The organism is Ectobacillus sp., from assembly GCF_056992975.1.
This window is the reverse complement of record NZ_JBXKMX010000173.1, coordinates 1-11,188: the sequence shown is the minus strand read 5'-3', so window position 1 is coordinate 11,188 and position 11,188 is coordinate 1. Positions and strand designations below refer to the sequence as shown.

8 protein-coding genes are annotated in these 11,188 nt (G+C 37.5%); all 8 read right to left on the bottom strand.

Annotation, left to right across the window (positions count from 1 at the left end):
- Positions 1 to 427: 427 nt before the first annotated feature.
- The gene (gene mutL, locus AC11ZT_RS07930) at positions 428 to 2,272 is read right to left on the bottom strand and encodes a DNA mismatch repair endonuclease MutL (RefSeq protein ID WP_484059083.1); all 1,845 of its coding nucleotides are present in this window, start codon (positions 2,270 to 2,272) and stop codon (positions 428 to 430) included.
- Positions 2,273 to 2,276: 4 nt separating this feature from the next.
- Positions 2,277 to 4,916 (bottom strand): DNA mismatch repair protein MutS, encoded by a 2,640-nt coding sequence (gene mutS, locus AC11ZT_RS07925; protein WP_484059082.1) that lies wholly within the window; start codon positions 4,914 to 4,916, stop codon positions 2,277 to 2,279.
- Positions 4,917 to 5,130: 214 nt separating this feature from the next.
- Entirely contained in the window at positions 5,131 to 5,676 is a 546-nt protein-coding gene (locus AC11ZT_RS07920; RefSeq protein ID WP_379967449.1) for an outer spore coat protein CotE, read from the bottom strand.
- Positions 5,677 to 5,908: 232 nt separating this feature from the next.
- Positions 5,909 to 6,331, bottom strand: coding sequence for a YlbF/YmcA family competence regulator (locus tag AC11ZT_RS07915; protein ID WP_484059081.1), 423 nt, complete (start codon positions 6,329 to 6,331; stop codon positions 5,909 to 5,911).
- The gene (gene miaB, locus AC11ZT_RS07910) at positions 6,332 to 7,861 is read right to left on the bottom strand and encodes a tRNA (N6-isopentenyl adenosine(37)-C2)-methylthiotransferase MiaB (RefSeq protein ID WP_484059080.1); all 1,530 of its coding nucleotides are present in this window, start codon (positions 7,859 to 7,861) and stop codon (positions 6,332 to 6,334) included.
- 231 nt (positions 7,862 to 8,092) lie between these two features.
- On the bottom strand, positions 8,093 to 8,959 hold the full coding sequence (locus AC11ZT_RS07905; protein ID WP_484059079.1) for a 2-oxoacid:ferredoxin oxidoreductase subunit beta: 867 nt from the start codon (positions 8,957 to 8,959) through the stop codon (positions 8,093 to 8,095).
- Positions 8,946 to 10,700 carry a 2-oxoacid:acceptor oxidoreductase subunit alpha gene (locus tag AC11ZT_RS07900; RefSeq protein WP_484059078.1) on the bottom strand — a complete coding sequence of 585 codons (1,755 nt, stop codon included), beginning with the start codon at positions 10,698 to 10,700 and terminating at the stop codon, positions 8,946 to 8,948. The genes AC11ZT_RS07905 and AC11ZT_RS07900 overlap by 14 nt, the downstream gene beginning before the upstream one ends.
- Positions 10,701 to 10,957: 257 nt before the next feature.
- A partial coding sequence (locus AC11ZT_RS07895) for a membrane dipeptidase (RefSeq protein ID WP_484059077.1) occupies positions 10,958 to 11,188 on the bottom strand: 231 nt, incomplete at its 5' end.

Below are 11,188 nucleotides of genomic sequence, written 5' to 3'. Positions count from 1 at the left end.
ATGAAAATAAAATTATTTTTTATTTAGTATTTCATGAAAATTCAAAATAGTTTATAATCATACATAAGCTTTTCATTAGTAGTACCCTCTATGTAATCGCTTGACGAAATCGTCAAGCGATCTTTTTTATCTTTCCTAAAATGTTTTCTTAAACTATGTATAGTTATCTCCGCGCTGTACATGATAAAGGCATCGGGTACGTAGCAGTCTGACAAAGATTATACCAATGGTTGAAAAACAGCTTTATTATAGTCGTACACGAGATACGACTACATTGAAGTACCAATCTCCATCGTATAAGGTCAGCGAAGATCCTATCAAATGCTGCGTACTCGTGTTACCTTTTCCAAACTGCAAAAAATAAGGACCCGTCTCAAATAGGAATGAACATTCTCTTTGAGAGAGCCCTTTTTACTTATTCCCTGTCCTACAAAACCCTTTTAAACATCTTTTCAAGCTCATAGGTAGAGTGATGGACCACAATTGGACGTCCATGCGGGCATGTGTACGGATTGGTTGTTTTCCGCAAATCCTCCAGCAGTGCAAATATTTCATCCTGCTTCAAATGATGATTAGCCTTAATAGATGCTTTGCAGCTCATCATAATTGCTGCCTCTTCGCGTAATGCTTTAACATCTGCTTTCTTACGATGCACGACTTGCTGCATCATTTCTTCGATAATTTCTATTTCTTGTCCTTTCGGAAACCAAGTTGGATGGGAACGTACAATAAAGCTTTGCTGTCCAAATGGCTCTAAAAAGAGTCCAACCTTTTTTAATTCTTCTAATTGCTCTTCTACCTTCAAATATTCACCTAGTGATAAATCCATACGATATGGTACTAATAGCTCTTGCAAGTCAGGATGAACACGACCTACTTTTTCCCGAAAGTACTCATAGTTAATTCGTTCCTGTGCAGCATGCTGATCAATGATATACAAACCCTTATCATTTTGCGCCAAAATATACGTTCCGTGCATTTGTCCAATCGGATATAGCGGGGGAAGTTCATTTCCCTTACATTCTGTTTCAGGAATGGCATCCCAGTCCTCTTGTAATATTTCCTCTTGCATAGCCCGGTATTCATCACTTTCCTGAATCGTTTCTTCCTGTTTAGGTGTTATTTGAGTAGGGGCTTCATATGTGTCTGTACGCACTGTTTCCTTTGTAAGCATACCAAGCGGCATAGCAATCTCATCTTCCGAGCGATGCTCTAAAGAAAAGGACTCTTGTACACTTTCTTGGCGCGTAGGCTTAGCCGTTTGCACCATTGCATCGGGAATAAGCTGAAGGCGTGAAAAAGCCTGCTTAATGGTAGATTCGATTAGCTCCTGCAACTGGGCTTCTTTACTAAACCGTACTTCTAGCTTCGATGGATGAACATTTACATCAACAAGAATGGGATCCATTTCAATTGAAAAATAAGCTATCGGAAATCGGCCAACCATCAGCAATGTATGATATCCTTGCAGAATTGCTTTTACTAATGAATAATTACGTACATAACGCCCATTTACAATTGTCGTAATGTAGTTGCGAGAAGCCCTAGACACTTCCGGAAGAACGACATACCCTTTTATCGTATAGTCAAGCGACTCTACTTCAATTGGAATTAGCTTTTTGGCAATTTGAATCCCGTAAATAGCAGCCATTACTTGCCGCACGTCCCCATTTCCCGATGTATGAAGAAGTTTTTTTCCGTTATGAAACATACGAAGTGAAACGTTCGGATGAGACAATGCAATCCGGTTCACCATATCCGTTATATTTCCAAGTTCTGTATGAATGCTTTTCATATACTTTAAACGGGCTGGTGTGTTAAAAAATAAGTTTTGTACAAGTATATCTGTCCCTTTACGGCTTGATGTTTTTTCCTTCGATAGGATTTCTCCGCCCTTTATTACGATGTGTGTACCAGGTGCATCCCCTGTGCTAGTCGTTATGTCAAGTTCGCTAACTGAAGCTATACTCGGCAGAGCTTCTCCGCGAAAACCGAGCGTGCGAATGCGAAATAGATCATTTTCATCTTGAATTTTACTCGTTGCATGCCGATCAAATGCAATGGTACAATCACTTTCTTCTATACCATCACCGTTATCAATAATTCTTATTTTTGCAAGTCCCGCTTCTTCAAGATGTATTTCAATAACGGAGCTATTTGCATCTAGCGCATTTTCTACGAGCTCCTTAACGACAGAAGCCGGGCGCTCTACAACTTCACCAGCCGCAATTAAATTGGACAATTGTTCATCGAGCTTGCGAATTTTCCCCATGATGTTATCCTTTCTTTATGTTTTTTTGTAGCTGATACAATTTATTCATCGCTTCAAGTGGCGTCATCTCTAGAATATTTAATTTTCGTAATTGGCCAAGAACCTCTTTTTCTTGTGAAGAGGGTGCGTCTTTTGACTTTTGCGTGGCGTCAAAAGAAAAGAAAGAAAGCTGCGAATCTTCGATATTAGATTCTAGCTGATTTTGTACCGGATGACTTTTTGCTGTTACCTCTTCTTCCTTTTGATATACCTTTTCCATATCTTCTGACTGCCCTTCTTCTAGCTTAGCCAGCACTTCCTTCGCACGCGAAATAAGAGAAGCAGGTAATTTAGCAAGTTGGGCCACATGAATGCCATAGCTTTTATCTGCCGCTCCATTTTTAATTTTATGAAGAAACACGACATGACCATTTTCTTCAATGGCGGACACATGGACATTTTGCAGCTTATGCAATTCTTGATCCAGTACAGTCAGCTCATGATAATGTGTGGAAAAGAGTGTTTTTGCACCGATATAATCGTGTATATACTCTATAATTGCCTGAGCTAACGCCATACCATCATAGGTGGATGTACCTCGTCCAATTTCATCAAACAGGATTAAACTATTTTGCGTTGCATTTGCAATTGCATGTCTAGCTTCTAGCATTTCAACCATAAAAGTACTTTGTCCGGAAATAAGATCATCAGCAGCTCCAATTCTTGTGAAAATTTGATCGAATACTGGAAGCACAGCTTCACTTGCCGGAATGAAGCATCCAATTTGTGCCATAACAGCAATCAGTGCAAGCTGCCGCATATAGGTACTCTTACCAGACATATTTGGTCCTGTTATTAACAGTATATCTAATTTTTCGCCCATCACTACGTTATTCGGGACATAGGTTTTCGCCTGTAGTACCTTTTCTACGACAGGATGTCGTCCATCAACTATGTTAATTTCACGCGTTTTGGAAAGCGTAGGTTTGATAAATTGCTCCTCTTCACTAACAGTTGCAAAACTTTGAAGTACATCAAGCTCACTAAGCACTTTCGCTATATGTTGGAGCTTTGGAATATATGTTTTTACCTGCTCACGCAAATTTGCAAACAAATCATATTCAAGCTGTACAATTTTTTCTTCCGCTCCTAAAATGAGCGCTTCTTTTTCCTTTAATTCATCCGTAATATAGCGTTCAGCATTTGCCAACGTTTGTTTTCGTTCATAGCGTCCTTCTGGTAGCAGAGATAAATTGGCCCGTGTTACTTCGATATAATAACCAAAAATTCGGTTGTATCCTATTTTAAGCGACTTAATACCAGTCAAGTCACGCTCCCGTTGCTCAAGCTCCGCAATCCATGTTTTCCCGTTTTTACTCACATAACGATATTCATCCAGCTTTTCATCATAACCATCTTTAATAATATTCCCTTCCTTAATGGATAAGGGCGGGTTACTGATAATACTTCGTTCCAACAGTTCAGTTAGACTATCACAAGTATCTACATTTGTAGTCAACTTATTAGCATAGGAATTGTGCAGTTGTTCCACTAACTGCAATATGCTAGGAACTTGTTCCAAAGACCTCTTTAATTGTAGCAAATCTCTTGCATTCACATTTCCATATGCTACTTTACCTGCTAATCGTTCTAAATCATATACATCTTTTAATTTTTCCTTCATATCTTCTCTTACGAAATAATTTGAGACGAATGTTTCAACCATTTCGTGACGCTGCTGGATATGCGACATATCAACGAGTGGACGTTCAACCCATTGCTTCAGCATACGCCCCCCCATTGCTGTTTTCGTCTTATCAAGTAACCAAAGTAACGAGCCTGTTTTTTCTTTCGTTCGAATCGTTTCCGTTAACTCTAAATTCCGCTTCGAATGAACATCCATTTTCATAAATTGATTATAATGATAGATTTCAACGGACTGCAGATGATCCAGTGATCGCTTTTGCGTACGCATTACATATTGAAGTAAGCGTCCTACCGTTATGATTAGCTTTTCCTGGTCGATATGCGCTACAAGACTTTGTAAATGATCAGGAACGGTTACTTCCTCTTCATAAGAAATAGTTATTTTGAGTGTATCTGTAATCGTTTGTAATTCTTCCTGTGAAAAATTACGTGAAACAACAATTTCCTTCGCTCCGAGTGAATATACTTCAAGTAATACATCTTCCACAGAACCTGTTAAGAGTGTAACCGTATTTTGACCCGTAGATAGGTCATTGCATGCAAGTCCATAGGAACCATCCTCAAAAGGAGTTACAGATACAAGAAAATTATTTTCCTTTTCACTTAACGATCGCCCCTCTATCATCGTTCCAGGAGTGATTAGTTGAATGACCTCACGACGTACGATTCCCTTTGCTGTCTTCGGATCCTCAACCTGTTCGCAAATTGCAACTTTATATCCTTTTTCTATGAGCTGCTCAATATAGCCTTTGGCTGCATGGTGTGGAACCCCGCACATCGGAATTTTCCCATCACCGCCTTCGCGGCTCGTAAGCGTAATTTCTAGTTCATGTGCTGCTTTTATCGCATCCTCAAAAAACATCTCGTAAAAGTCTCCGAGACGAAAAAATAAAAAGGCATCTTTATAATCTGCCTTCACCTGTAAATATTGTTGCATCATGGGCGTATATTGAACCATGTTGTTTACCACACCTCTTTATCGATATCTATCAAGTATTATATCATATTATTTTCATAGGTCCCTTTTTGTATCTAGTATTTCACTGTACAATGAGTTGACACACAGGCCGCTATTATCTACTTAAGATTACCTGTTATGTCTAAAAAGTTAAACAATAAAGTCTTGCTACATACTAAAAAAGAGCTAGGAAGATTTTCTCCCTAGCTCTTTGTTATTCTTCTTCTGCATCTAATATAAAGTTTGGATCTAAATCTTCAAATTCATCGTCATCTACTTCAAAATATCCTTCATCATTATCTTGACACCCTTCTGGATTTACAAGGACACAAACCTTCGTTTCCCCAATCACTTCTACAATAAATTCACGTTCGACTGTTACGACAATCTTATTACCGTTCGGAGAAATAATGGCCTCTAAGCAATTCGGATGCTGAATGACACGTGCAATAATTTCGTAATCCTCGCCAATATAGTTTTTATCTCTGTAACGGATTTTCACTTCATCTTTGTAATGTACCCGCTTCGTTACAACCTCTGTTTTCGTGTTATCATCATATGAATACCACGTATTAATATCATAATATCCTTCGATTTCTACATACTTTCCATGCTTTTTCGCTTCATACGCGTGGTTAATAACCCAACACCCTAAAATACTTGTCGGCGTATGGTTCGGATCAACAGTATGAGTAGACTTCGTATATTGACGTCCTTTGCCAACGACCGCCTTCGTGATTATCTCTCTATATTCGGACATTCCAAACCCTCCTCAATCAATATTCATTTCATCATATGCGAGACATTTGCTGAATGTGTCATCGCACTCCAAAAAAAGCCTAGGAAGAGGCGGATTTTTGTACATAGCATCCTCTTATTACAGTTTATGCTGCATATTTCAAATACGTTCTTTTTTTCAAAAAAAAAGAGACATCCGAATGGACATCTCTTATCACTTTATTTAAGCTCCGTGACTCGTTATATAGGAATATTTATCGATTCCGTTTGCTTTCAACTTCTGCACCCGTTTCTCCTTTTAATACATCACCATCTGTAGAGATTATGATGTTATCTGTAACGGTGTTAGAAATGGTACTTGCTACAAGCTGCAATAAATCATTAACATACGTTTGAGATGATTGAAATTGCTGTACAATTGGGAGATTGTGCAAATAGTCTTGCAATGCATCGATTTCTGCATCTACCTTTTTTAAAGCTTGTGTTTTTCCATAGTGTTGTAAGCTCACTGCTTCTTTTTGTAACGCCTTTATTCTATCAATGGTACTTTTTATCTGTTCGTTTTTTTGAATTTTTGCTTCGGCACGTTTGAAAAAATCAACTTCTTCGGTTTCAGCAATCATTTTTGCCAATTCCTTGGCACGCTCAATGATTTGATCTTTCGTGTAAGCTGTCATTTATTTCACCTCAATTGGCTCTTCTATCATAACTCCGTTCAGCGACCACGTTTTTGCATCCGTAATACGAACTTTCACAATGTTACCAATCGCAGACTTCGGTCCAATAAAGTTAACTAGCTTACTTTTCCGTGTATAACCCGCTAACACATCCGGATTATTTTTACTTTCCCCTTCAACTAACACTTCTACTACCTGATCACGATATGCTAAACTTTTTTTAGCAGAAATTTCATTTACAACTGCATTCAACCGTTGTAAACGATCTTTTTTAATTTCTAATGGAACGTTATCAACCATTTTTGCTGCAGGCGTTCCTTCACGCGGAGAATAAATAAACGTATAGGCACTGTCATATTCAACTTCACGGTACAATGACAATGTTTCTTGGAACTGTTCTTCCGTTTCATTTGGGAAACCAACAATAATATCTGTTGTAAATGAGGCATTTGGAATAGCTGCCTTTATTTTGTGAACAAGCTCTAGATATCCTTCACGGGTATATTTACGAGCCATCATTTTTAATGTTTCTGTACTTCCTGATTGCACAGGTAAATGAATATGCTCAAGTAAGTTTCCGCCCTTAGCTAATACTTCTATTAATCGATCATCAAAGTCACTTGGGTAACTAGTTGTAAAACGAATGCGTGGAATATCGATTTTACGTAGTTCATCCATAAGATCACCAAGACCATATTTCATATCCTTAAAATCTTTTCCATAAGCATTTACATTTTGACCTAATAAAGTTATTTCTTTATAGCCCTGTGCAGCTAATTGTCGTACCTCTTGGATAATATCTTCTGGGCGACGACTTCTTTCCTTACCACGAGTATATGGCACAATACAATATGTACAGAATTTATCACATCCATACATAATATTCACCCATGCTTTTATGTCACCGCGGCGAACACGTGGAAGGTTTTCAATAACATCCCCTTCTTTAGACCAGACTTCAACAACCATTTCCTTGGAAAACATCGCTTCTTTCAAAATAAATGGCAATCTATGAATATTATGTGTGCCAAATACCATATCAATATGCGGAAGCTTCTGCATAATTTTATTTACAACGGATTCTTCCTGAGACATACATCCACATACGCCAAGAAGAACATCTGGGTTTTTTAGTTTCAGTGGTTTTAAGTGTCCTATTTCTCCAAATACTTTGTTTTCTGCATTTTCACGAATAGCGCATGTATTTAAAAGAATGACATCGGCATCTTCTGTTGTATCTGTAGATTCAAAGCCAAGCCCACTTAAAATCCCCGCCATCACTTCTGTATCATGCTCATTCATTTGACATCCGTACGTACGAATATAAAACTTACGTCCGTTTCCTATTCCAATCATATCCTCTGGAATGTCAAAGTCACGTTGGATCGTAATTTCTTCTTTCCCACGCTTTTTTGCATCTAACAAAGACGGCGCTTGGTACGGTGTTTCAAAGTATTTACTATAATCCTTTCTGGATTTTCTGTCCGAAGGATTTACCTTTGTGCTTTCTAATCGTTGTTGCTCGTTCATGAATAATCTCCTTTCTGTCATGTGAAATTTACACATCATACACATTATCATAGTATAAAACGTTTAGACCAATTAAACAACAAACGTTGCTTCAAATAAAACATACTACTTCTATACTATCATATAAATTATGGAAAAATAAGGTAGATACAGAAAGGACTTCAATGTTGGGGGAAAATTGCGGGATAAAAAAAAGAACTCCTTCTCGGGAAGGAGTTCTTTTCATAGATATTACATATATTCTGAAACGATTTGATCAAAGAATTCAGGATCAAGGTTAAGATCAGCGTTAACCAATGGAGTTTCGCTGTATCCTTTTACAAGTTCTTGATATGAAGGTTGTCCAGCATTTTGATAAATCAAACCTGTTACACGACCTTGATGTTGCATTAAAGTTTGCATTGCTAGAGCGCGGTTTGTAGGATCATATCCTTCTACATCGCTTAATTTTACTAAGTTTTCTTTAAACCAATCGTACGTATTTACTTTGTTATACGTTACACATGGGCTAAATACATTTATTAAAGAGAAACCTTTATGGTTTATACCAGCTTCAATTAATTGAGTAAGTTCCTTTAAATCGCTAGAGAAACTTTGTGCAAGGAATGTAACACCTGATGTTAACGCTACTTGCATTGCAGATAATGGTGCCTCAATTGAACCTTGAGGTGTACTCTTTGTTTTGAATCCAACATCACTTAGTGGTGAAGTTTGACCCTTAGTTAAACCGTAAATTTGGTTATCCATTACGATATAAGTAATATCAATGTTACGACGCATTGCGTGAATTGTATGTCCTGTACCAATTGCAAATCCGTCTCCGTCACCACCAGCAGCGATTACTTTTAAATCACGGTTTGCCATTTTTAAGCCTTGTGCAATTGGTAATGCACGTCCATGAATACCATGAACACCATATGTGTTAATGTAACCTGAAATACGTCCAGAACATCCGATACCTGAAATTATCGCCATGTTATCTGGTTCAAGTCCTGCATTTGCAGCTGCACGTTGAATTGCAGCTTGTACTGAGTAGTCGCCGCATCCTGGGCACCAGTTTGGTTTTACATCATTACGAAAGTCCTTAAATGTTGCCATTTACTACAACCCCTTTTTTACATTCGTTGTAAACATCCTTTGGTAAGAACGGATTGCCATCATATTTCAATAGGCTAGAAATTTTTTCTCCATTGCCTAGGTTCATTTTAATAATATTTGCAAGTTGACCAGTTGCATTATTTTCTACTACGATTACGCGTTTTGCATCTTTAACAAGTGGAAGCAGTTCATCTGTAGGGAACGGATGAATTAAGCGAATATGTGCGTGATTTACTTTTACGCCTTCTTGTTCAAGACGTTCCATTGCTTCTTCAATTGCACCGCGAGTAGAGTTAAAACCTACAAGTAAAATATCAGCATCCTTATGAGGAGCATTTACATATACAGGGGTATTGAACTTAATATTATTAAGCTTACGTAAACGTTTATTCATTTGATCTTCACGATTTGTTGGTGATTCTGATGGTTTACCTGTTTCAGCATGTTCTACACCTGTAACGTGGTGAATACCGTTCTTCACACCCGGTACAACACGAGGAGACACACCATCTTCAGTTACTTCGTAGCGTTTGAAGTAAGCGCCATTTTCTCTTTCAGGTTGATCTTCGAACGTTAATTTACCACGGCGAATTTCAACTTTATTAAGATCTAATGGATTTACTGTTTGTTTTCCAAGTGATAATTGAAGATCTGTAATAAGAATAACTGGTACTTGATATTCTTCAGCGATATTGAAAGCTTCTGCCGCATCATAGAATGCTTCTTCTACTGTACTTGGAGCAATTACAACCTTCGGAATTTCACCGTGAGTTCCGTAAATCATAGCCATTAAATCAGATTGTTCTTGTTTTGTAGGAAGACCAGTACTTGGGCCGCCACGTTGTGTATCAACGATAACTAGTGGTGTTTCTGTCATACCTGATAAACCAATTGCTTCCATCATAAGTGATAAACCAGGACCTGCAGATGCAGTAAGCGTACGAACGCCACCGTAGTTTCCACCGATTGCCATAGTACAAGCTGCAATTTCATCTTCAGTTTGAATAACTGCTCCGCCTACTTTTGGCAACTTCTTAATTAAAAATTCCATAATTTCAGAAGCAGGAGTAATTGGGTATGCAGGCATAAAACGAGCTCCACCTGCTAATGCACCAAATGCAATCGCATCGTTACCAATCATAAACAAACGTTTTTTGCCGTCTGCTGGTTCTAGTTGCATTAGGTTTGTATTTTCGCCAAGCAATTCTTTCATATATTCAGAACCGCGTTTAATTGCTTCAATATTCTTTTCAACAACTTGTTGGCCTTTTTTACCAAAGATTTCATTAACTACTTCAAGATAAGCAGTTTCATTAAGACCTAGAATTGCTGAAGAAGCACCTACAGCAACCATGTTTTTCATTAATGAAGTTCCAAGTTCCGTAGCAATGTCAACGAATGGAACCGCATACAAAGAAACTTTAGAATCGTCTGGGATTGTTGGATTAAACTTAGAATCCGCAATAACGATCCCGCCGTCACGTAATTCATGAAAGTTCACATTGATTGTATCTTGGTCAAAAGCTACAAGAATATCTAAATCATCAGAGATTGCACGTACTTCAGTTGTGCTTACACGAATCTTATTATTAGTGTGACCGCCTTTAATACGTGAAGAGAAATGACGATAACCGTACAAGTAATATCCCATTCTGTTTAACGCAATAGAGAAAATTTCCCCTGTACTTTCGATTCCTTCACCTTGCTGTCCTCCAACTTTCCAGGAAAGCTGATTAATCATCTCCTACACCCCTTTAGCTGCAACATTGTAGTATAAAATAACAGAAACATAGTAATACTTTCTTAATTATGGGACTACAACGAATGCATATTATACCTGTCATTAATTAGTATGAATTTTTACATTACATTAATTCGTTTTCAATTCTAGACCTAGTAAGAAAAAAAAGCAAGAATTTGAATTGATTTTATTCATAATTTTTTTACCATTAACATTATTACTAACATGCACATATTCCATTTCATATAATTGCATTATTAAAAGGAAATATGATCCAAAAAATTGGAAAATAAAAACCCTTTTACTTGTTCTTCTTTGTAATATTTCAACAATTCATTAACAAGATTTTGATAGTCTGCATAAGAGTTCAACTGCATAACAGTTTCATCAATACCATCAAAATCCGATCCAAATCCAATGTTTTTTTCACCACCTAATGAACACACATAATCTACATGACGAAGTATATGCGTAATTTGCGCTGGTTT